Here is a 21,445-nt window from a genome sequence, read left to right as displayed (position 1 = left end):
GAGCCACGCACACCGGCGCTCCTCTGCCGTGAAGGCATCCGTGCTGGCCGGCGCGGCGGCGGTACTCGCGGCAGGCGTCTTCGTGATGCTGCCCACCAGCGCGGACGCGACCACCCCGGCGCGCGGCGACTTCGACGGAGACGGCACGTCCGACCTGGTCTACCGCAACGTCGCGGGCCAGTTGTACGTCAACACCGGCTCGGCGGAGACCATGGTCCTCGACTCGGACGTCGCGAAGGTCAAGGACGTACTGACCCCGGGCGACCTCGACTCGGACGGGGTGCAGGATGTGCTGACCCTCAGTCCGAGCGGCGTGCTGTACTTCCACACCGGCCTGTACGCACGCACCCCGGGCGGCCTGGGCTCGTACCGTACGGTCGCGTCCGGCTGGCAGGTCTACAACAAGGTCACCGCCCCCGGGGACCTGAACGGCGACGGCAAGGCCGACCTGCTGGCCCGCACCCCGGCCGGCTCGCTCTACTACTACCCCGGCAAGGGCACCGGCGCCTTCGGCAGCCGCGTGCTGGTCGGAACCGGCTGGCAGCAGTACGACCAGCTGATCGGTGCCGGCGACCTCAACGGCGACGGGGTCGGCGACCTCCTGGCCCGCACCCCGGCCGGTGTCCTCTACCGCTACCAGGGCAGGAAGGGCGGCACCTTCAGCACCCGGGTCAAGGACCCCAAGACCGAGTGGGCGTCGTACAACCAGATCATCGGCGGCGGAGACTGGGACGGCAACGGCAAGGCCGACCTGTTGGCCAGGGACTTCTCCGGCGCTCTGTGGTTCTACCCGGGCAACGGCAAGGGCACCTTCGGTACCCGGTCCGCCCGTAGCAAGGGCTGGGGCAACGTCACGCAGTTCGCGGGAGCCGGCAACAACCCGCACTTCGGCAAGTTCGGGACCATGGCCCGTACGTCCGCCGGAAGCGTCTACAGCTACCAGGTCACCGGCACCGGCACGCTGACCAGCAAGCTTCTGGTCGGTGCGGCCTGGCCGTCCGCCACCACCCGCCTCGCGTACGCCTCCTCGCTCCGTCAGAACGGCCTCGCCGACCTGGTCGTCCAGTCCGTCAGCACCGGCAAGCTGACCAACCCGGCGTTCTACGCCCTCTCCGACCCCACACTCGCCACCGGATCGACCTCCTACAACCGGATCGTCGGCCCCGGCGACGTGACCGGAGACGGCAAGGGCGACCTGCTGGCCGTGACCACCGCCGGCACGCTCTACCTCTACCCGGGCGACGGCACCGGCACCTCTGTCGGCTCCCGCGTCAAGATCAGCACCGGCTGGGAGCGCTACAACGCCGTCGTCGGCGCGGGCGACTTCACCGGCGACGGCCGCCCCGACCTGATGGCCCGGGACACCTCCGGCGTCCTGTGGCGCTACGCGGGCACCGGCGTCGCGTCCGCCCCGTTCTCGGCCCGGGTGAAGGTCGGCACCGGCTGGCAGCAGTACAAGAAGCTGTTCTCGCCCGGCGACGCCAACGGCGACGGCAAGGCCGACCTCATGGCCACGAACTCCACCGGTGCCCTGTACTTCTACGCCGGCACCGGCACCGGCGGCTTCAAAACCCGCGTCACGAAGGCCACCAGCGGCTGGAGCGGCTGGACCGACCTGCTGTGAGCTCCGCCCGGCCGGACACCCACGGGAAGCCATGAGCCACATGGACCGGCCCGCGAGCATCACCAGTCGATGTCTTCGTACCCCTCCGGCGGTACGCCCACGTCCGAGAAGATGTCCGACGCCTGCTGCCGCATGAGGTCAGCGGCAGCGCTGTCGGTCTTCTGGAGGGCGCGGGCGAGTGCCACGAGCGCGCGGGCTTCGCCGAGCCGGTGGCCGGTCCCACGGTGTACGGCCAGCGCCTCCCGGCCGAGAGCGACGGCTGTGGCATACGCCGACTCGGACTCCGCCGTACCGCACAGGACGGTCAGGGCCTGCCCCTCCACCACTCGGAAGCCGTACTCACGTGCCAGGCGCAGGGCCTCCTCGGCATGGCGGCGGGCATCCTCGTGGCGGCCGAACCGCCGGTGGGTGAGGGACAGCCCCAGGACGCTGTCCGCCTCAGCTCGTCTGAACCTCGCCTCCCGGGCCAGGGCGAGGGCGTGTGTGTCAGCCTGAAGGGCTCGGTCGAGGTGGGCCAGATGCCGGTGGGCGGCGGCGACCGTGTTGAGGATGCCGGACTGGATCCACGGCCGTCCCGGGGCCTTGACCATGGCGAAGGCGCGCTCGGTTTGCGTCAGCGCCTCGTCGTGACGGCCGAGCTCGATGTTCATCTTCGCGATGGCGTCGAGCATCATCGCGCGGCCGTTGCGGTATCCGCCCCTCTCGTCGGCGGTCACCTTGGGGCCGAGGACGGCCAGGCCGTCGGCGAGACGGCCGAGCTCCCAGTAGACCCCGCCCAGAATCTGCAGCGCCAGGCTGTCGTCCCACCAGCCCGTCTCCGCGTTGCGGCTGATGACCAGTTCGAGGTGATCCGCGGCCTCCCGCAGCCGGCCCAGATCCCGGCAGGTCAGACCGAGACCGAGCAGCCCGAAGGTCTCGAGGGACCGGTTTCCGGTTTCATGGGTGATCCGCACGCCGGCGGTGAGGCGCTCGTACGCACTGTCGAGGCGCGCCATACTCCATTCCACGCAGCCGCCGACGCCGAGAGCCGCGGCTTCCCCGATCGGCCAACCGAGCTCCCGGCTGATGTCCAGTACACGGGTGTGGTGTTCCGTCGCCTCCCTGGGCTGTCCCCAGTCCCAATGGATCACTCCGAGGTTGGTGTGCATGGCGGCCTGGCCGGGCAGGTCGCCCTCGGTCACGGCCGCTTCCAGCGCCGTCTGTGCGATGGCCTGCCACGTCGCCCGCGGCAGATGAAGCCAGAAATGGCCGAACAGCGCGGAGATCAGATGCCTGGCAACGAGGCGGGGACCGTGGCGGCCCGCATGGTTGATGACCGCGAGCAGATTCGCCCGCTCCGCCTCCAGCCACTGTCCGGCTCCGCCGGCGGACGGCATGCCCTGCTGATCACCTGGGTCGAGGGCGCCGGGCAGCTCCGGGAAGAGCCAGGTCCCCGCGGCGGCGCGAGTGGCGTGCAGGTACCAGATCAGGACACGTTCCAGCGCGGCGTCACGATCCGCCGCCGTCTCCTCGGCCTGCGCACACTCCTGGCCGTATTCGCGAAGAAGATCGTGGAACCGGTACCGGCCCACCGTCACCGGTTCGATCAGGTGGGCGGCGGCCAGCGCGCCGAGCAGACGCCGGGCCTGCGGCAGCGGCGCGCCCAGGAGGCCCGCCGCGGCCTCGGCGGTGAACTCCGGACCGGGAAACAGGCTGAGCAACCGGAACAGCCGGCGCGCCGCGGGCACCAGCACCCGGTACGACACGGAAAAGGCCGTCCGCAAAGGGGAGTTCTCGTAGCCGTCCGGCTCCAGCGCCTGAAGCCGGTTGCCCTCGGACATCTCCGTGACCAGATCGGCCAGGCGCAGACCCGGATCGCCCGCCAGCCTGGCGGCGGCCACGCGCAGTGCCAGCGGAAGGCTGCCGCACAGCCGTATCAGTTCGTCGACCGCGTGCGGTTCGGCGGACAGCCGGTCCGCGCCGAGTGCCTCGCTCAGCAGCGCGCGGGCCTCGGCCGGCAGGAGGAGGTCCAACGGCAGGGCGTGCGCCCCGTCACGGGCCACGAGATCCCCGAGCCGGTTACGGCTGGTGACGACGACACAGCAGGACGGGCTGCCCGGCAGCAGCGGACGGACCTGCTCCGCCGAGGCCGCGTTGTCCAGCAGGACGAGCAGGCGTCGGCCGGCCAGCAGGGTCCGGTACACCCGCGCCTGGGCCTCGTCGTTCGCGGGGATCTCCGACGCCTCGAGCCCCAGGCTGCGCAGCAGCAGCTCAAGGGCTTCGCCGGCCTTGAGCGGCTGCCGATCGTGATCGAAACCGTGCAGGTTCACATACAGCTGACCGTCCGGGAAGCGATCACGCACCTGGTGCGCCCAGTGCACCGCCAGAGCGGTCTTGCCGATGCCGGCGGCACCGCCGATGGCGGAGATGACCACCGTCTTCGCCGGCCCCGGCCCCCGCTCCGGCGGGAGCAACGCGTGCAGTTGGGCGAGTTCGTCGGCGCGGCCGGCGAACCCCGCGGCATCGTGCGGCAACTCGGCCGGCGCCGACGGAGCACTGTCGCGTGGCGGGGGAGCGGACCGCCCCGATGACGACCCGGGTCGCCTCGGCACGGCCGCCGCCAGTCCATCGCGGAGGGGGAGCTTCAAGAGCGTTCGCGCGGCAGGATCCACCGGACCGAGGAGGCCGGAGTCGTCCTGGTGCAGCACGGCCTCGTGCACCCGGCGGAGCTCCTCACCGGGATCGACGCCGAGCTCGTCACGCAGTCGTACGCGCATGTCCTCATAGGCGCTCAGCGCCTCCGCCTGACGTTCGCAGCCGTACAGAGCCCGCATCCGCAAGGCCAGCAGCGACTCGTCATACGGATCGGACGCGGACAGCGCGGCGAGGTCGTCCAGGGCATCGGCGAACCGGCCGAGCAGGACCAGGCACTCGAGTCTCTCCAGCCGGAGCGTTCGCCGACGTTCCGACAGCCGCTCCCGCTCGGCCTGCGCGAACGGTCCCGGCACGTTGGCCAAGGGCTCGCCCCGGAACAGGGCGAGCGCTGCCGAGAACTGGTCCGTCGCGGTGGCCAGGTCGCCGGACGCCTTGGTGCGCAGCGCCTCATCGGCCCGCTCGGCCAGGTCCGCCAGATCGAGCCGGACCTCGTCGACGACGAAGCGGTACCAGCCCTTGCCGCTGCGGATCACCGACTCCGTATGCCGGGTGCCTGCCGCGTCGAGCGCCCTGCGCAGCGGGTTGACGTGACTGGCCAGCACCTTCTGACCGGACGCGGGCGGCTCCGACCCCCATACCCCGTCGAGCAGCTGCTCATGGCTCACCACGGCCCCCCGACGCAGCAGCAACGCGGCCAGCACGGCCTGCCGCTTGACGGGCCCCAGATCCAGTGGTGCCGCGCCCCGCCAGGCCCGCAACGGCCCGAGCACCTCGATCCGAAGCCGCTGAGGAGATCCCCCGCCCACCCCGAGCCTCCGCTCCCGCACTTCATCGGAATTTCATCAGCATTGCAGCACCTTCGGCCAGGGTGATGGACGCCAGATCGCACAACCCGCACAACTGAAGGGGGCCCGAGTGGCCGAAGTGGATGTGGTGGCCACCGCGTTGGCCACCGGGGTGGCGGCCGGACTCACGGACTCCGGGCGCGGAGCCGTTCACGATCTCCACGCCGCGCTGAGTCAGGCGGTCCGCCGACGGTTGCGCGGGGGCAGCGGCTACGGCGTACGGGTGCTGGAGGCGTACGAGACGGACCCCGACGTGTGGCGGAACCGGCTCCTCAAGGTCCTGACGGGATCCGGGGTGGAGACGGACGAGGAGATCCTCGCGGCGGCCCGCGCCGTGCTCCGCGCGGAGCACCGGACCTGGCACAGCCGGGTGGGCGCCCCCAACGGATCGTGACAGTCGTTGCGCAGGCCGGCCCGGCTCGGCCAAGGGGTGTGCCATCCCCCGGCCCGGCTCGGCCAGGGGGGTGCCGCCCCGCGCAGGTTCCGCCGGATCGCAGACCGCGGAGCTAGGCTCGCCGAGTGGGTCGATCCGAGCAGCGTGGCGAGGGCGCGGGACCGTTCACGACCCGGCTCACATGGGCCCTTCCTGAGGGCGGTACCGCGGTCTGGGAGTCTCGTCCCGCGCGTAAGCGCGGAACGCTGACTGTGCGCGCCGAAGGGGCTGCCGAGGGCCGCCTGCGCACCGCGGGCACGGTGTCACTCGTACGCCTGCGCAGGTTGAACACCGTCGCGGCTGTCTCGTTCTGCATCGGCGGACTCCTGTTCGCCCTCGGTGGCGGTCTTTCGCAGTTCGGCCCCGGCAGCCCGATGACGAGTGCCTCGATCTACTTCACAGGGGGCCTGTTCTTCACCGCCGGTGGTTACGCCTCCTTGCTGCAGGCGATCAACACGCCACGCAGGGCCGACCACGGTGTCCTGCTGACTCCCGGCTGGAGATGGTGGAGCTACGAGCCGCACCGGATCGACTGGCTGAGCACCTTCGTCCTCTTCGCAGGAACACTCGTCTTCGGCATCAACCTCCTCGATTCGTTCCTGCGCGGACTCACCGTCCAGCAGACCAACCGGCTGATCTGGGCCCCGGACATGATCGGATGCACGCTGTTCCTCATCTCCGGACACCTCGCCTTCGGCGAGGTCTGTCATGGGTGGCCATGGCCTTGGCCCTGTCTGCACACACGGAGTCTCGGCTGGTGGATCGTCGCGATCAACCAGTTCGGCTCCTGGCTCTTCCTGATCTCCGCCCTGGCCGCATTCACCCGCCCGGTGACCGGGAGCCAGATCAACACCGGTACCGCCAACTGGGGAACCCTTACCGGCGCACTGTGTTTCACCGTCGGTGGAGTCCTGCAGTACCTCGAGCGGCCGAAGCCGGACGAGTCGACGTGATCGGTGACCGCAGCCGTGCAGTTCTGACCAGAGGGAATCAGCAGCGCGCGGCAGCGCCAGGCACCACCCGGCACTTGATCCGGCTCATGCCGCCCTGTGCCGGGCTGTCCGCTCACGCGTCGCTCACGCGCTGCCGGCTGCTGATCAGCGCCAGGTCAGACCTGCCCGAGGTCGATCTCCACCGGGAAGGGGGCCACTGCCTTGAGGACACCGGTGAACAGGTCTCCGTCCCGGTAGGTCTTCGTCGCGGGGTCGAGAACGTAGGTGTACACGAGAGGAACGCCTGTCGCGGCCTGCTCGATCCGCCAGTAGAAGCCGATGCCTGCCTTGGCGTACTGGTCGACCTTCACGATCCGGTCGGTGGTCTCCGAGCCTGGCGACACCACCTCCGCGACCAGCAGCACGTGCTCAGGGCGGGTGGGGGTGATGTCGATCGTGTCCGCGCGGTACACGACGACGTCCGGACGGCGATTGGTGAGCGGGACGTCCTGAAGCCGGACGTCGAAGTCCGTGTCGGCGTTCCACTCCGGGCCCGCGGCGCCATCCAGGGCGTTGGCCAGAATGCGAGCCAGCCGGTTGTGCCGCTTGGACGCGCTCGGACTCACGACGACCATCCCGTCCACGATCTCGATGCCCACACACTGCTCCTCGGACCAGGACTCGTACTCCTCCACCGTGATCTGCTCATGCATCCACGCCGGGGCCATCATCTCGGCCGTCATGAAGCACCTCCTGGACACTGTGCTGCGGTCCCGTTCCCGCTGGATTCAGCGTACTGTCCGCCGTCCTTCCGGCACCCTGGTCTCGCTCACGCCCCTCCCCGGCGGCCGGCATCCGACACCAGCGCGCCCACGACAAGAGTGAGGTACCGGCACGGTGGCCTCGTCACCAGGGGACCGGGCGGGCCGGCGGCACCACTCGGTGAGGATCCTTCGCATGGCGGTGCCGACCTGTCCGGTGGCTCCGACGATTCCGACCTTCATGAGAGTTCCTCCTGGCTCATGTATGCGTCGTGTGCTGAGGGCTCTGCGTTGAGGCGGCCGGACGAGAGCCGGCTTGAGAGGTCATGGCACGCACCGGGGGCCGTGTCGGGCCCGGACCGTACGAGCCAGGCGACGAAGTCGTCGACCATGGCGATCTGTACGTCCTCGGGGAAGCGCCCGGGGTCGAAGAGCGCCTGGACGACGAGTCCGTGGACGAAGGCGACGGCAGCGGCGGCCAGTTGGCCGGGGTCGGCGTTCGTGGGGATCTCCCCGAGGCCGCGTGCCCTTTCGAGGTGAGGGCGGAAGCTGTCGCGCAACCTCGTGTATCGGTCGCCCTGTTGGGCGGCCAGCGCGTCGTCGGCGAGGGAGAGGTCCCAGGAACTGACCCAGATGCGGTTGCGTGCCGTGTCGGCCGGGGTGAGCGGCAGGATGTCGAGCAGCATGGCCCGCACGGTGGGCAGGCCATCGGCGGGAGGCGTCCGGCGCGGGCGTCCAGCGGTGTCCTGTTCCAGCAGGTCCAGCGCGTGCGTGACAAGGGCCCGTTTGCTGGGGAAGTAGTGCGTCAGCATGCCGGTCGAGACGCCCATCTCCGTGGCGACGGCGCGCAGCGTCAGGCCGCCGAACCCCTTGGCGGCAAGGACCTGCCACACCGCCTCGGAAACGTCCTTGCGGCGGGCTTCGTGATCTCCGGGTGCGGGTGGCGGCATGCTGCTAGCGTACGTACCAAACGCTTGTTACGTACCCCCTTCGCCATGTGGTCTGCCGACGGCCTCCGTGACACAGTCTCCGCGCCACGGCTTTCGTGCCGGCAGCCTCGTCCCGTTTTCTCACCGGCCCAGACCTGGAGGGCGGAACGCCCATGTTCACTCTCGCGCTCGGCGACCACGCTCAACTCCGCCCTCTGGAGCCCTGGCAGGCACCGGAGTTCCTCGCGCACATCGACCGGGCCCGCCCCCTGGTCGACCCGTGGATCCCATGGGCGTCGCTCACCACCGACCTGCCCTCGGCCACGACGACCCTCCAGCGCTACGCCGACCTCCTGGCCTCCGACAGCGGCCGGATATACGGGATATGGCTGGACGGTGAGCTGGTCGGCGGCGTCATGTTCACCCGCTTCGACACCGCTTCGGGAGTGTGCGAGATCGGCTGCTGGCTGGAGGAGGCCGGGCAGGGTCACGGGCTGGTGACCCGCGCGTGCCGGGCGCTGATCGACTGGGCCTTCGCCGAACGCGGGATGAGCCGGGTCGAGTGGTGGGTCGCCTCGGGCAACACCCGCAGTATCGCGGCTGCGCGCCGCCTGGGCATGACCCGGGACGGCGTGCTCCGGCAGCGTTATCCGTACCGCGGGCTGCGGCACGACAGCGAGGTCTGGTCCGTCCTGGCGGAGGAGTGGCCGCCGACGGAGGGACCGGCCGCGTCCGGATCAGGAGTCCAGGCCGAACTCGACCGACTGATGGGTCTGTTCATGAACTCGTTCACCAACACCGGCGGCAGGCGACCCGATCTGGATACCATCCGCGACCTGTTCGTCCCGGATGGGAGGATCATCTCGAACGCCGGGGCCGCACCCGTGATCATGGACGTGGACGCGTTCATCGAACCGCGCCAGAAGATGCTCACCGACGGAACGCTGACGGAGTTCTCCGAGTGGGAGGTCTCCGAGCGCACGGAGATCTTCGGATCGGTCGCTCACCGGTTCAGCCGGTACGGCAAGTCAGGTGTCCAGGACGGAGAGCGCTTCGAGGCACATGGTCACAAGACCACCCAGTTCCTTCGCACCCGGGCAGGCTGGAGGATGTCCTCGATGGCCTGGGACGACGAACCCGTCCGTCCTCCGGAGTGACGAGCATCCGGGTCGGCTCACGCCGAGCTGGCGTCGGCGGACGTGTTGGGCGTACCGCTGCACAGTGCGGGGCGGGAGGACGGCGATCGCCGTCAGCATGTGAGCCCTATGTGTGCCGCAAGCGCGGGAGCCCTCCCGTCCGCTGGACGGAAGGGCTCCTGACCTGGTGTTTCTCTGTGCCCCCGGCAGGAACCTGCGACACCCGCTTTAGGAGTTCGATCCACGCCCGCCCCTGATGCCGTCATCGGCAGGTTTGGCGGTCGTGCGAGGGTGCTGGCGTATGCCGCCGTCCGGCCTCGTTGATGTCAGCCATGGATGTCAGACCGCCATGACATCCTGCGTCCGTGCCAATGACATGGGCCGACTTCTGGGCGCTGATAGCGATCTTGGAGGGTCAAGCCACCCAAGTGAACTGCGAGCGCCTCGCTGAAGAGTTGAGCCGCCGCTCCGTCCCCGACATCGTCGGCTTCGCGGAACGCCATGCCGAGGCGCTCTACCGTCTGGACCAAGAACGGTTCGGCACCCTCCCCGTCGTCGACCTGACCGCCAGGTACGGCAGCCCCTTCCCGCAGTCGGACGACGGGTTCCTGTACGCACGGTGCGCTGTGGTGGCCGCGGGACGGGACGTGTGGGAGAGCGTCTTCTTCGATGTCGACAAGTTCGTCCCGTACACCTCCACCGAGCGCGACGGCGAATGGCTCCTGTACGTGCCGGACAAGGCGTACGAACTGGCCGTCGGCGAGGAGTGGGACCACCTGACCCGGTACTCCTTCGAGAGCTGCTCCAACCTGGACGGCTGGCCGCACCTGCGGGACTGAGCCGGGCTACCGCTTGACCGGGATTTCGTAAACGATCTCGCTCAGGGCGGCCAGCCCAGAGATGGCCCAACTTCAGTCCGATCGGCTGACAGCCAGGCCTTTCGACGCGCTTCGCCTGAACCTCAGCCGACGACAGTCAGCCACGACGGCGGGTGCGCCACCCGACCACGCACGCGTATGCCTCGCTCCGCCTCCACGAGCCTCAGCCACGCCGCCGGTCCCGTTGACCAGAGCAGGCTGTGACGGCTGGCTCGTGACCGCATCGCTGAGCCCTCAGCTTGGGAAGCTGCGCGCCTCTGCGGGCGCCTTGAGCGCTGACCTTGGCGAACAGCCGGGGTGCGGCATCGGCGGGCTCGACTGCTTTCACCGTGGTGCCCCGGTGTTCCCCGCTCGATCTGGTGTGGTTGTGGTGCAGCTGTTCAGAGAGCGGGGGCGCGGGCGTTCAGTGCTCACGCAGGCCGCATTCCGCCGAGTACAGGGTTGATCCCGGGATGATCTTGGTGGCGAATGAGACCAGAACTGAGACCGCCGACGTGAGTTGCGCTTGTGGTGGCGCTGCGGTGCGTGGGCGTAGGGTGCCGGCTACCCGTAATGATCTACGCTGCGCTTTGGAGTTCTTCGTGCGAATACGGCCATTGGCGGCCTTCGCTGTCATTGCCCTGGCCGGCGGGACGGCCGTGTGCGTGCAGCCCGCCGTCGCGGCCCCGGACACCCTTTACGTGAACAACGCAACTCGGGCCAACTGCTCAGACGCCGGGTCTGGCACCCAGGATCAGCCCTACTGCACTCTGCAGACCGCCGCGGCGGCCGTACAGCCGGGACAGACCGTCGAGGTCACGGGCGGTACGTACAAGGGCGAGGTGGACATCACACGGTCGGGTACCCCGGATGCGCCGATCACCTTTACTGCGGCCAAGAGGTGGACGGCGTTCGTCCATGGCGACCCTCACGCGTTTACGGTCTCAGGAGCACACGACATTGTCATCCGCGGCTTCTCCATGTCCAGCAGTGCCGAGGACGTAGTCGTCACCGATTCGAGCCGCATCACGATCGACCAGAACCGGGTCCCCAGTATCGGCATCCGGGGCACCGGGAGTCGAATCCCCGGCATCAGGATCACCGGGCAGAGCGGTGACGTGACGGTCAGCCGCAACCTGATGTACAGCTCCGCGGCGGAGGAGGTCCTTGTCGCGCCCGGCGTCACCGGTACGGTGATCACGACCAACCAGCTCAGCGGCTACGGGGGCAGCGCCGTACTTGCGACGGACGCGCCGGGCACTGTGGTGACCAGCAACAGCATCTCTGGCGACTGCACTCCCCAGATCGCACTGGCTGGCGCCTCGACAGGTTCCACCCTCGAGAACAACGTCCTGGTGGATGGCATCGACGACGACAAACTGTGTGCGTCGGCCCCCGCAGCACACGCGAAGATCTCGATTTCGTCGGACTCGGCGACACAGGCCATCAGTGACTACAACGTGATCCAGCCGCCGGGGTCCGGCGCCGCACCGTACGACTGGGCCGGAGTCTCGTACGCCGACCCTGAATCGCTGCTGGCGGCGACCGGCCAGGGCGGCCACGACCTTGTGGCGCAGCCAGACTCGTCGTCGGACGGTAGTCCGGCCTTTGACTCGGCTGATGCCGACGCTCCCGGCGAGTTGCCCACCGACATGTACGGATACACCTCTGTCGACGACCCGCTCGTGGCGGACACGGGGGCGGGAACCGTCATTTTCCGGGATCGCGGCGCCAGCGAGTTCCAGGACCCGTACAACATCAGCTCGGTCACGGTCACTCCGGATCAGGGGCCGTACCCGCTGCCGGTCACGGCGACCGCCGTGGAGCTGAACCCGTGGTCCACGCCGGTGGAGTCCTACACCTTTGACTTCGGTGACGGCAGCGCACCGGTGGTCACCACCACGCCGAGCGCACAGCACACCTACACCGCGCGGCCTGCCAACGGCAGCTACTACACGGTGAGCGTGATTGCCACGACCGCCACCCGGACGCTAGTGCCCCGGATCGGTCACGTCTGGGTCAACGAGCCCGCCCCGTTGGTACCGGCGCTGAAGCTGACCACACCTCCTTCTGCCATCGGCTGGCTGACCGTTACGGCGGACACTTCCGCCTCGACCGATGCGTGGGCCATCACCAACCGCAAGATCGACTTCGGTGACGGCAGCGCGCCCGTCGACGAGGGCACCACCACCACGGACACCCACACCTACGCCAAGCCCGGCACCTACGCGGTCAGGCTCACCGAGACGGACTGGGCCGGCAACACCGCGTCCACGACCACCTCGATGACCGTCCCGACGGTCCGCTTCAGCACGGCCCTGTCGCTGACCACCAATGCCTCCTCGTATGCGTACGGCGCGACGGCGACGGTCACTGCGCACCTCGGCACGACGTACAGCAACCGCACCGTCTCGATCTACGCTCAGCCGTACGGCGGTACGAAGACGCTGGTCAAGACGGGCACGGTGGACAGCCACGGCAACCTGGTGGCCTCGTACAAGGTCACCCGGAACACCGTCTTCACCACCGCCTTCTCCGGCGACCTCGAGTACGCCCCAGCGACGGCGTCCAGGACCGCCTACGGCTATGCGAGGGTGGCGGAGTCGCAGTCGGGCTACTACACCAGCACCTACTACGGCAGCACCCGCTACCGCGTCTACCACCACACCGCGAAGGCCCAGTTCAACGCCGCGGTCACGCCCAACAAGGCCGGCCAGTGCCTGATCTTCCGGCTGCAGAAGTACTACAGCGGCGCCTGGCACACCCAGTCCACCTCCTCCTGCCACACCCTGAGCTCCACAAGCACCGGATACCTGAAGCTGACCCTCACCAGCGGCGCGATCAATGGCAAATACCGGATGGCCTCCGAATACGTCCACAGCACCAAGGACAACACCAACCTCAACACTTGGAGCTCCTGGCAGTACTTCACTGTCAGGAAGTAAGCGAGGCAATCCCGGCTCTGCCGGGACCGGAACGACGTGAAGTCTGACTGGGCTGCCCGAACGAGAACACAGGGTGGGGGCCGGACGGGAGACCGTCCGGCCCCCACCTTCATGTCAGGCTCAGAGCGAGCTGCACTCCACGCTTTCGAGGGTCTGCGATCGCTTCCTCCCCAGAGACTGCCGCGATGCCAGCGACGGGTACGGACACCGGCTGGGTCGCCCACGCGGTCGGCGTAGCGACTTTGAGGCACTGTTCTGACCTCAACTGCCCGCCGTGCGGTAACCAGTTCATGGTTCTCGGCTCATCAGCCTGAGGGCAGCTGCGGCGCAGCAACTTCCGGGACGACTGGGTCAAGGCTCGGAAGGATGCGGGCGTCACGGCCGAGCTTCACTTTCACGATCTGCGGCACACGGGCAACACGCTCGCCTCCACGGCTGGGGCAGCACGCGTGAGCTGATGACCCGCATGGGACACAGCAGCTCACGCGCGGCGCTGATCTATCAGCACATGACCAGTGATCGTGACCGGGCCATTGCCGATCGGCTCGGGGCCATGATCCGGGGCGGTGGGGGAGCGGCCTCGGGGTCCGCCGGAGAGGGTGCCGAGCGGTCATAGTGGCACGCGTGTGGCACGGCGCCTGATACGGCGAAGGGCCAGCCCGGGAGGAAACCCCTCCTGGACTGGCCCTTTTCTCTGTGCCCCCGGCAGGATTCGAACCTGCGACACCCGCTTTAGGAGAGCGGTGCTCTATCCCCTGAGCTACGAAGGCGGAGGTGCTCCCCCAGAGTGTAGCGGCTGGTGGTGGGGCGGCGGGTGGGTCGGGGCCGGAGGGGGGATCCGGGATGTGGGGGCAGGGGGAGTGCGGGGGCTCAAGAGGTCGTGGTCAGCACGAGGCTTACGGTGTGGCCGCCGAAGCCGAACGAGTTCGCGAGGGCGGCGGGCCAGTGGCCGGTGCGGTTGGTGGCCTGGACGAGGTCCAGGTGGATCCGGGGTGCCCGGGGAGCCGGGCCCGCCCCGCCGGACACGTCCGGGCCCTGAACACCGCCGGGCCGGATCAGGACAGCGCGACGCGCGTGAACCGGGACGCGGTGCGCAGGTCCGCCTGGATCAGGTCGGCCGCCGCCCGCAGTTCGGGCAGGACCTGCGTCACGCACTCCTCCAGGCTGCGGCGGGCCGCGTGGGTGGCCACGTTCACCGCGGCGACCGCCCGGCCCGTACGGTCGCGGACCGGCACCGCGATCGAGCGCAGCCCCGACTCCAGCTCCTCGTCCACCAGGGCGTATCCGCGCGCCCGGACCTCCGCGAGCTCTGCCGGCAGGACCTCCGGGCGGTCCGGGACGTCCGCGAGGAGCACCCGGCCCAGGGAGGTCGACCGGGCGGGCAGCCGGCTGCCCACGGTGACGTCCACGGTCAGCACGCGGCTCGCGACGGCGCCGGCGGTGTACTGGATCTCGGTGTCCGACGCCAGCACCGCCAGCGCCGTCGGCTCGTGCAACAGGTCGGCCAGCGCCCGCAGATGGGGCGCGGCCAGCCGGGGCAGCGTCGTCCGGGACAGCGGCGGGAAGCCCAGCCCCAGCACCCGGGGCGTGAGGGTGAACGTACGGTCGGGACCCGGGGCCACCAACCCCAGGTGCTCGTAGGTGATCAGCGCCCGGCGGGCCGTCGCCCGGGCCAGTCCCGTCGCCTTCGCGACCTCCGTCAGGGTCAGCGCCGACCGGCTCTCGCCGAACGCGGTCAGTACGGTCAGGCCCCGCGCCAGCGACTCGACGAACTCCCGGCCCAGCTCGTGCTTCGAGGCGGTCGTCCAGGTCGCCAGACCCGACGGCGCCGGCCCCGCGTGGGGCGGCGGCGCCTGGCGCAGGTCGTCCTCCATCGCCGCCACCGCCGTACGCAGCCGGGGCAGCAGTGTCTCGCGCAGGTCGTCGGCCGAGTGCCGGCTGGTGTGGCTCACCACGCTCGCCACGCACACCACCCGCCCGGAGCCGGGATCCCGCACCGGCACGGAGACCGCGACCAGCCCGGGTTCGATGAGCTGGTCGTCCAGCGCCCAGCCGTCCCGTCCCGCCCGCCGGGCCCGCCGCTCGAAGTCGTCGCCGGCGGACGGTTCCCGGGGCGGTACGGCGGTGAAGCCCGCGTCCCGCGGGTCAGCGGCCCGGCGCTCCCGCCACCGGTCCCAGTCCGCGTCCGTCCACTCGGCCGCGAACAGCGGGCCCGGCGCGGTGCGTTCGGCCGGGAGCAGGTCGCCGATGCGGAAGCTCAGGGACATCGCGCGGCGCCGGGTGGCCTGGTGGATGAAGCGGATGCCGTCGAGGTCGGCGACCGCCAGCGACACCGACTCGTCCAGCGCGTCGGCGAGCGCGTCCGCGCGGGCGTCCAGCAGCGCGGGCAGCCGGAGCGCGGCCAGATAGGCGTTGCCCAGCTCCATCACCCTGGGCGCGAGCACCGCGTCCCGGCCGTCGAGCCGGACGTACCCCATGCGGGCGAGGGTGGCGGTGATCCGGTCGACCGTGGACCGCGCGAGCCCGGTCGAGCGCTCCAGGGCGGTGGGGCCGGCCGTTCCGCCCGCCTCGGTCAGGTGCCGCAGCACGGCGATCCCCCGGATCAGCGGCGCGACCGCCTCGTCCGGCGGTGCGCCCTGGGCGTGCGGTGCGGTGGTGACGGGCATCGGCTCTCCGGTACGGCGGTCGGGGCACGCCTACCGTAAACCCGGTCCCACCTGCCTATCGCCGGGTCACCCGCACCCGGTAGTGCCCGGCCAGGTCCGCCCCGGACACCTGGATCACGATCCCCTTGCCCGGGTCCTTGAAGGTCTCGCCCGGGGTGAAGGCGGCGTCGGAGAGTTCCGCGTGCACGTTCGGGCTGCGGGTGCAGCCGCCGGAGTCACGCCGGGAGTCGTACACCTTGACCGGCCCCATACCGGTGTCGACGTCCGCGTCGACCTTGTAGATCAGCACGCCCGGCCGGCACACCGCTTGGTCGTTGCCCTCGCGGGTGCGCAGCTCGAGGGCGTACCCGGTGCGTTCGCTGAGGGGGACGAAGACGAGCTTCGGGCCGCCCTTGCGGGCCAGCGGCGTCAGTGTGTACTCGGCCGTCCCGTGCCGCGCCGCGCAGCTGACCTGCGAGGCGTCCAGCCAGCCGAGCTTCCACTTGTGCCAGCCGAGCAGGTCGTTGTCGGCGCCCCAGTCCTCGCTCATGATGTCCCAGTGGCCGACCGCGCCCCCGCCGTCCTGGGTGTAGAGGTCGGGCAGGCCGAAGACGTGGCCGTTCTCGTGGGGCAGGACGCGGTAGCCGGTGCGGTCGTAGGAGCCGGAGCCGTCGTCCTGGCGGGAGTAGACGAAGGAGGCGTTGGCCACCGGGACGCCGTCCGCGACCGGCGCCTGCTTGTTGCCGGCGAAGGTCACCGACAGGACGGTGTCCAGGGCGGAGGGGCCGGCGTTGGGGGTCATCAGCACGTTCAGGAGGTCGTACGAGCGGAAGTCGACCTTCGGGTCGGCGGTGGCCACGATGTCCTGGACCAGCTCGCGGTAGCCGGGGTCGAACGGTGCGCCGCGCTCTATGCCGTACGCCTTGAAGGGCTTGGGCATGCGCAGCCAGTGGGTGACCGGCGTCTCCGGGCGGTAGTCGAGGTGGCCGTAGGAGCTGGTGCGGAACCACTCCTGGGTCTGCGGGAAGAACTCGTGGTAGCGGTCCATCGCGTCGCCCGGGCCCACCGCGTCGGAGAAGTCGATCATCAGGGTCAGGGCGTGCACGGTGCCGGTGGAGCGGGAGTAGTCGCGGGGGGTCGGGACGCCTTCCGACATCTGGATGGTCTTGTCGCCGCGGATCATGCAGGGGCTGAGGGCGGCGGAGGCGCGGCCCAGGGAGAACGGGCCCGCCCCGGCCCGCTGGGACAGGGTGAGGTGTCCGGTGCCCGCCGAGGTGCTGACCACGAAGGTCAGGACGGTCACGGACGCGAGTGCGGCCACGCGGCGCGGGCGTATCCGACGGCCGATTATCCGACGGTCCGGCTGCGGCTGCATGGACGGGCCCTTCACTCCAGGCAGCCGCCGGTTCCAGGCTGCACCCCTGCGATCACCCTGTGTCGGTGGCCTCGCGGGCGCGCGCTGGAGGGGCCGATCGTGGGTTTCTCGCCGGTAGGAGGGACCATGAGAGTGTGATGCCGGTCACAGTAGATGGAGCAGGGGAGCGCGTGTGACTCAGGTCACATGAAAACTCCTCAAGTGCGGGAAATAACCGGGGATCGTTTCCCCGTTTAGTCCTGTGTCCGGGCGAAACGGGGAGAGCTTCCCCGGATCGCGCCTCTGGGTCACTTCCCCGGACCGCAGCCCTGTTCGATCCCTACTCGACTCATGGAGTACGCCGTGCACACCGCGACCCCCGTGCAGCGCAAGACGCCCCGGCCCCGCGCCGATGCCCTGCGCAACCGGGAGCGGATCGTCACCGCCGCCCAGGAGATGTTCGTGGAGTTCGGGCCCGACGTGCCCCTCGACGAAGTCGCCCGCCGGGCCGGCGTCGGCAATGCCACGGTGTACCGCAACTTTCCGGACCGCGACGCCCTCGTCCGCGAGGTCGTCTGCTCGGTCATGGACCGTACCGTGCGGGCCGGCGAGCTCGCGCTCGCCGAGACCGGTGACGCCTTCGCGGCGCTGGAGCATTTCGTGCACGTCGCCGCCGACGAGCGGATCAGCGCGCTGTGCCCGATGGTCTCCAGCACGTTCGACAAGAACCACCCCGACCTGGAAGCCGCGCGCGAGCGCGTCGAGCGGGTCATCGAAGAGGTCATGGACCGCGCCAGGGCGGCCGGGCAGCTCCGCCCCGACGTGGGTGTCGGCGACCTGATGGTCGCCGTGGCCCAGCTCAGCAGGCCCCCGGCCGGTACGGGGTGCCTCAGCGCCGACCGCTTCGTGCACCGCCATCTGCAACTGTTCCTGGACGGTCTGCGGGCCCCGGCCCCATCCGTCCTGCCAGGCACCGCCGTGACCATGGAGGACCTGCGCCAGGCCTGAGCGATACAGCGATCCCGAGACCCGAATCCGAGACCCGATCCCGAGACCCGATCTCGAGACCGGCGATCCCGAGGCCAGTGATCCCGAGACCAGTGATCCCGAGACCGGCGATCCCGATACCCCGGTGACGCGACGCGATCGGTTCCGCGCGCTCCACCCGTCTGAAGACCGTTGATCCGAGGCCGTCTGAACAGCGCAGTGCAGACGGTCCGTCCCTTCTCCTTGCCTTTTTCCGTCACGAAGTCCCGAAGTGGGTACCCCCATGTCTCAAACAGCCCGGAGCGTCCCCGACGCCACCGACGCGCACTCCAACCGCTGGAAAGCGCTCACCTTCATCGCGCTCGCCCAGCTGATGGTCGTCCTCGACGCGACCATCGTGAACATCGCGCTGCCGTCCGCCCAGCAGGACCTGGGCATATCCGACGGCAACCGCCAGTGGGTCATCACCGCCTACGCGCTGGCCTTCGGCGGCCTGCTGCTCTTCGGCGGCCGTATCGCCGACATCTGGGGCCGCAAGCGCACCTTTGTGACCGGCCTGATCGGCTTCGCCGCCGCGTCCGCCCTCGGCGGCGCCGCGCAGAGCGAGGCGATGCTGCTCGGCGCCCGCGCCCTGCAGGGTGCCTTCGGCGCACTGCTCGCACCGGCCGCGCTGTCCCTGCTCGCGGTGATGTTCACCGACGCCAAGGAGCGCGCCAAGGCGTTCGGCATCTACGGTGCGATCGCCGGCGGCGGCGGTGCCGTCGGCCTGATCCTCGGCGGCTTCCTCACCGAGTACCTGGACTGGCGCTGGACGTTCTTCGTGAACATCCCGTTCGCGATCGTCGCCGCCGCCGGTGCGTACTTCGTCATCCGTGAGCCGGCCGGTGGCCGCAACCGCTCGCCGCTCGACATCCCGGGTGTCGTCCTGTCCACCCTGGGTCTGGTCTCCCTCGTCTACGGTTTCACCCGCGCCGAGTCCGAGGGCTGGAGCGACTCGACGACGATCGGCCTGTTCGTCGCCTCGGTGCTGCTGCTCGCGTCCTTCGTGTTCGTCGAGTCCAAGGTCAAGGCTCCGCTGCTGCCGCTGCGCGTGATCACCGACCGCAACCGTGGTGGCGTGTACCTCTCGCTCGGCCTCGCGATCATCGCGATGTTCGGCCTGTTCCTCTTCCTGACCTACTACCTGCAGATCGTGAAGGGCTACTCGCCGGTCAAGACCGGCTTCGCCTTCCTGCCGATGATCGTGGGCATGATCACGGGCTCCACCCAGATCGGCGCCCGTCTGATGACCCGCGTTCCGGCGCGGCTGCTGATGGGCCCCGGCTTCCTGACCGCCGCGGTCGGCATGCTGCTGCTGACCCAGATGGAGATCGGCTCCTCGTACGCGACTCTGCTGCTGCCGGCCATGCTGCTGCTCGGCCTCGGCATGGGTACGGCGTTCATGCCGGCGATGTCCCTGGCCACCCTGGGCGTCGAGCCGCGTGATGCGGGTGTCGCCTCCGCGATGGTCAACACCTCGCAGCAGGTGGGCGGCGCGATCGGTACCGCCCTGCTGAACACGGTCGCCGCCTCGGCCACCACGTCCTACATCAAGGACCACATCGCCTCTGCCGCTTCCAAGCCGCAGCAGCAGCTGGTCCAGCTGGAGGGCATGGTGCACGGCTACACCAGCGCCATCTGGTTCGCCGTCGGCATCCTGGTCGTCGCCGCGGGCATCGCTTTCACCCTGGTCAACGCGGGCCGTCCGGACATCACGGCGGTGAGCGGTTCCGGCGAGGGCGTCGAGGACGAGCTGCCGGTACCCGTGATCGCCCACTGACGACGGCCGTCCCGGCCGTACCCCTTCGGAACTCGCGTACGTACGAGGAAGGGGACGCCTCGTACGTACGACTTCCGGACCTGCCCCGGTCGCGTGAGCCGCGTGCTCAGCGCAGCCAGGGCAGGTCCGCACCCGCTTCGTTCGGCTGGAGTCCCTCGGCGACGATCTGCATGATCTCGCCGAGGGACTTCTGCTGTTCCGGGGTCAGCCGGTCGAACAGCGCCTGGCGTACGGCTGCTACGTGGCCCGGCGCGGTGCGTCGCAGCACCTCGAGGCCGGCGTCCGTGAGCACCGCGAACTGGCCCCGCTTGTCGGAGGGGCAGTCCTCGCGGCGGACCCAGCCGTTCTTCTCCAGGCGGGCGATCGCGTGGGAGAGACGGGAGCGGGTGATCTTCGCCTTCATGGCCAGTTCGGTCATCCGCAGCCGGCGGCCCGGGGCCTCGGCGAGCGCGACGACGAGACCGTAGTAGATGTGCGGCATGCCCGCGTCCCGCTGGAGCTGGCGGTCGAGGTGGTCCTCGAGCAGCGTGGTGGCCTGCACGTAGGAGCGCCAGACGCGCTGCTCCTCGGAGGTGAGCCACTGGGGCTCCTCGGCGGGTGATGTGGATGCCGTGTTCATGGATTCCACTGTACGAGCACTCTCCTTGAAACTTAAACAAATGGAGGCTACAGTCTTCGCGTAAGCTTGAGAGTTCAAACATTCGGACAGCTTCTCGAACGACTTCCGGAGGGAGCCGCCGTCATGTCCGCCGCCACCCACGAGCGCATGCCCGCCCTGTACCTCAGCCACGGCGCCCCGCCGCTCGCGGACGACCCGGTCTGGCCCGGCCAGCTCGCCGCCTGGTCCGCCGACCTGCCCCGCCCCAAGGCGATCCTCATGGTCTCCGCCCACTGGGAGGAGGCCCCGCTCGCCCTCGGCGCCACCCGGCCCGTGCCGCTCGTCTACGACTTCTGGGGCTTCCCCGAGCACTACTACCAGGTGAAGTACGGGGCACCCGGCGCCCCCGAACTCGCCGAGTCCGTACGCAAGCTGCTGCGCGCCCCCGGCATCCCCGTGCAGGACATCCCGGACCGCGGCCTCGACCACGGCGCCTACGTCCCCCTGGTGGAGATGTTCCCCGACGCCGACATCCCGGTCCTCCAGGTCTCCATGCCGACCCTCGACCCGGTGAAGCTGATGGAGATCGGCCGTAAGCTCGCCCCGCTGCGCGACGAAGGCGTGCTGATCGTCGGCTCCGGCTTCTTCACCCACAACCTGGCCGCGCTGCGGCACGCCGGCGGGGGAGTGCCCACCTGGTCGTCCGAGTTCGACGACTGGGGTCGGCGCGCCCTGGAGGCGCGCGACTGGGACGGCCTGCTGGACTTCCTCCACAAGGCCCCGGCGGGCCGCTACGCCCACCCGCGCACCGAGCACTTCGCCCCGCTGTTCGTGACCATGGGCGCGGCGGACGTGGCCGGTGAGCTGGACGCCCAGCGGTCGGTGATCGACGGGTTCTGGATGGGGATGGCGAAGCGGTCGGTGCAGTTCGGGTGACCTTCACGAA

Annotated in this window: 16 protein-coding genes, 1 tRNA gene and 1 pseudogene; 10 read left to right on the top strand and 8 right to left on the bottom strand. The window is 69.8% G+C overall.

The annotated features are described in order from the left end of the window. Positions 1–28: 28 nt before the first annotated feature. Positions 29–1,624, top strand: a complete 1,596-nt coding sequence (locus ACFY16_RS23365; RefSeq protein ID WP_390649090.1) for an FG-GAP repeat domain-containing protein — start codon at positions 29–31, stop codon at positions 1,622–1,624. Positions 1,625–1,683: 59 nt separating this feature from the next. Here ACFY16_RS23365 and ACFY16_RS23360 read toward each other — a convergent pair whose 3' ends face one another. Continuing rightward, positions 1,684–5,064: a BTAD domain-containing putative transcriptional regulator gene (locus ACFY16_RS23360; RefSeq protein WP_390649089.1), complete on the bottom strand. Its 3,381-nt coding sequence runs from the start codon at positions 5,062–5,064 to the stop codon at positions 1,684–1,686. 109 nt (positions 5,065–5,173) lie between these two features. Here ACFY16_RS23360 and ACFY16_RS23355 point away from each other — a divergent pair, with 109 nt between their 5' ends. Both ACFY16_RS23355 and ACFY16_RS23350 read left to right on the top strand, forming a co-directional pair. Beyond that, entirely contained in the window at positions 5,174–5,497 is a 324-nt protein-coding gene (locus ACFY16_RS23355; RefSeq protein ID WP_390649088.1) for a hypothetical protein, read from the top strand. A 125-nt stretch (positions 5,498–5,622) separates the two neighbouring features. Beyond that, positions 5,623–6,489, top strand: a complete 867-nt coding sequence (locus tag ACFY16_RS23350; RefSeq protein ID WP_390649087.1) for a hypothetical protein — start codon at positions 5,623–5,625, stop codon at positions 6,487–6,489. Positions 6,490–6,644: 155 nt separating this feature from the next. Here ACFY16_RS23350 and ACFY16_RS23345 read toward each other — a convergent pair whose 3' ends face one another. Together ACFY16_RS23345 and ACFY16_RS23340 are read right to left on the bottom strand one after the other, a co-directional pair. Continuing rightward, a complete protein-coding gene (locus ACFY16_RS23345; protein WP_390649086.1) occupies positions 6,645–7,211 on the bottom strand; it encodes a Uma2 family endonuclease in 567 nt (188 codons plus the stop codon). Between the two features lie 257 nt (positions 7,212–7,468). Next, entirely contained in the window at positions 7,469–8,179 is a 711-nt protein-coding gene (locus tag ACFY16_RS23340; protein ID WP_390649085.1) for a TetR/AcrR family transcriptional regulator, read from the bottom strand. Positions 8,180–8,331: 152 nt separating this feature from the next. Between ACFY16_RS23340 and ACFY16_RS23335 the strand changes: the two genes are divergently transcribed. The 4 genes and pseudogenes from ACFY16_RS23335 to ACFY16_RS23320 form a co-directional block, all read left to right on the top strand. Beyond that, on the top strand, positions 8,332–9,315 hold the full coding sequence (locus tag ACFY16_RS23335) for a GNAT family N-acetyltransferase (protein ID WP_390649084.1): 984 nt from the start codon (positions 8,332–8,334) through the stop codon (positions 9,313–9,315). Between the two features lie 350 nt (positions 9,316–9,665). Continuing rightward, on the top strand, positions 9,666–10,133 hold the full coding sequence (locus tag ACFY16_RS23330) for a DUF4240 domain-containing protein (protein ID WP_390649248.1): 468 nt from the start codon (positions 9,666–9,668) through the stop codon (positions 10,131–10,133). 719 nt (positions 10,134–10,852) lie between these two features. Further along, entirely contained in the window at positions 10,853–13,096 is a 2,244-nt protein-coding gene (locus ACFY16_RS23325; RefSeq protein ID WP_390649083.1) for a PKD domain-containing protein, read from the top strand. 314 nt (positions 13,097–13,410) lie between these two features. Continuing rightward, positions 13,411–13,712: pseudogene (locus tag ACFY16_RS23320) on the top strand (tyrosine-type recombinase/integrase); the annotation flags it as partial. Between the two features lie 81 nt (positions 13,713–13,793). Here the strand turns inward: ACFY16_RS23320 and ACFY16_RS23315 are convergent. The 4 genes from ACFY16_RS23315 to ACFY16_RS23300 all read right to left on the bottom strand — a co-directional run bounded on the left by ACFY16_RS23315 (position 13,794) and on the right by ACFY16_RS23300 (position 17,116). Next, positions 13,794–13,866: transfer RNA gene (locus ACFY16_RS23315), tRNA-Arg, on the bottom strand. 100 nt (positions 13,867–13,966) lie between these two features. Continuing rightward, a complete protein-coding gene (locus tag ACFY16_RS23310; RefSeq protein WP_390649082.1) occupies positions 13,967–14,122 on the bottom strand; it encodes a hypothetical protein in 156 nt (51 codons plus the stop codon). A 29-nt stretch (positions 14,123–14,151) separates the two neighbouring features. Further along, positions 14,152–15,762 carry an IclR family transcriptional regulator C-terminal domain-containing protein gene (locus ACFY16_RS23305; protein WP_390649081.1) on the bottom strand — a complete coding sequence of 537 codons (1,611 nt, stop codon included), beginning with the start codon at positions 15,760–15,762 and terminating at the stop codon, positions 14,152–14,154. 55 nt (positions 15,763–15,817) lie between these two features. Further along, positions 15,818–17,116, bottom strand: a complete 1,299-nt coding sequence (locus ACFY16_RS23300; protein WP_390649080.1) for a M6 family metalloprotease domain-containing protein — start codon at positions 17,114–17,116, stop codon at positions 15,818–15,820. 330 nt (positions 17,117–17,446) lie between these two features. Between ACFY16_RS23300 and ACFY16_RS23295 the strand changes: the two genes are divergently transcribed. Both ACFY16_RS23295 and ACFY16_RS23290 read left to right on the top strand, forming a co-directional pair. After that, positions 17,447–18,103, top strand: a complete 657-nt coding sequence (locus ACFY16_RS23295; RefSeq protein ID WP_390649079.1) for a TetR/AcrR family transcriptional regulator — start codon at positions 17,447–17,449, stop codon at positions 18,101–18,103. Between the two features lie 262 nt (positions 18,104–18,365). Then, positions 18,366–19,901 (top strand): MFS transporter, encoded by a 1,536-nt coding sequence (locus ACFY16_RS23290; protein WP_390649078.1) that lies wholly within the window; start codon positions 18,366–18,368, stop codon positions 19,899–19,901. Between the two features lie 106 nt (positions 19,902–20,007). Here ACFY16_RS23290 and ACFY16_RS23285 read toward each other — a convergent pair whose 3' ends face one another. Next, positions 20,008–20,520 (bottom strand): MarR family winged helix-turn-helix transcriptional regulator, encoded by a 513-nt coding sequence (locus ACFY16_RS23285; RefSeq protein WP_390649077.1) that lies wholly within the window; start codon positions 20,518–20,520, stop codon positions 20,008–20,010. A 123-nt stretch (positions 20,521–20,643) separates the two neighbouring features. Here ACFY16_RS23285 and ACFY16_RS23280 point away from each other — a divergent pair, with 123 nt between their 5' ends. After that, a complete protein-coding gene (locus ACFY16_RS23280; RefSeq protein WP_390649076.1) occupies positions 20,644–21,435 on the top strand; it encodes a dioxygenase in 792 nt (263 codons plus the stop codon). Positions 21,436–21,445 lie beyond the last annotated feature (10 nt).

Origin of the sequence: Streptomyces sp. NPDC001315, assembly GCF_042896175.1 — a bacterium.
In the GTDB taxonomy this organism is placed as follows: domain Bacteria; phylum Actinomycetota; class Actinomycetes; order Streptomycetales; family Streptomycetaceae; genus Streptomyces.
Note: the sequence above shows the minus strand (reverse complement) of the source record. Positions and strands in the feature narration are given on the sequence as shown.

Coding starts and splice junctions, on each gene's coding strand:
- ACFY16_RS23335 (WP_390649084.1), top strand. CDS start 8,332: ATGTTCACTCTCGCGCTCGGCGACCACGCTCAACTCCGCCCTCTGGAG.
- ACFY16_RS23295 (WP_390649079.1), top strand. CDS start 17,447: ATGGAGTACGCCGTGCACACCGCGACCCCCGTGCAGCGCAAGACGCCC.
- ACFY16_RS23305 (WP_390649081.1), bottom strand. CDS start 15,762: ATGCCCGTCACCACCGCACCGCACGCCCAGGGCGCACCGCCGGACGAG.
- ACFY16_RS23290 (WP_390649078.1), top strand. CDS start 18,366: ATGTCTCAAACAGCCCGGAGCGTCCCCGACGCCACCGACGCGCACTCC.
- ACFY16_RS23280 (WP_390649076.1), top strand. CDS start 20,644: ATGTCCGCCGCCACCCACGAGCGCATGCCCGCCCTGTACCTCAGCCAC.
- ACFY16_RS23345 (WP_390649086.1), bottom strand. CDS start 7,211: ATGACGGCCGAGATGATGGCCCCGGCGTGGATGCATGAGCAGATCACG.
- ACFY16_RS23300 (WP_390649080.1), bottom strand. CDS start 17,116: ATGCAGCCGCAGCCGGACCGTCGGATAATCGGCCGTCGGATACGCCCG.
- ACFY16_RS23285 (WP_390649077.1), bottom strand. CDS start 20,520: ATGAACACGGCATCCACATCACCCGCCGAGGAGCCCCAGTGGCTCACC.
- ACFY16_RS23340 (WP_390649085.1), bottom strand. CDS start 8,179: ATGCCGCCACCCGCACCCGGAGATCACGAAGCCCGCCGCAAGGACGTT.
- ACFY16_RS23330 (WP_390649248.1), top strand. CDS start 9,666: ATGACATGGGCCGACTTCTGGGCGCTGATAGCGATCTTGGAGGGTCAA.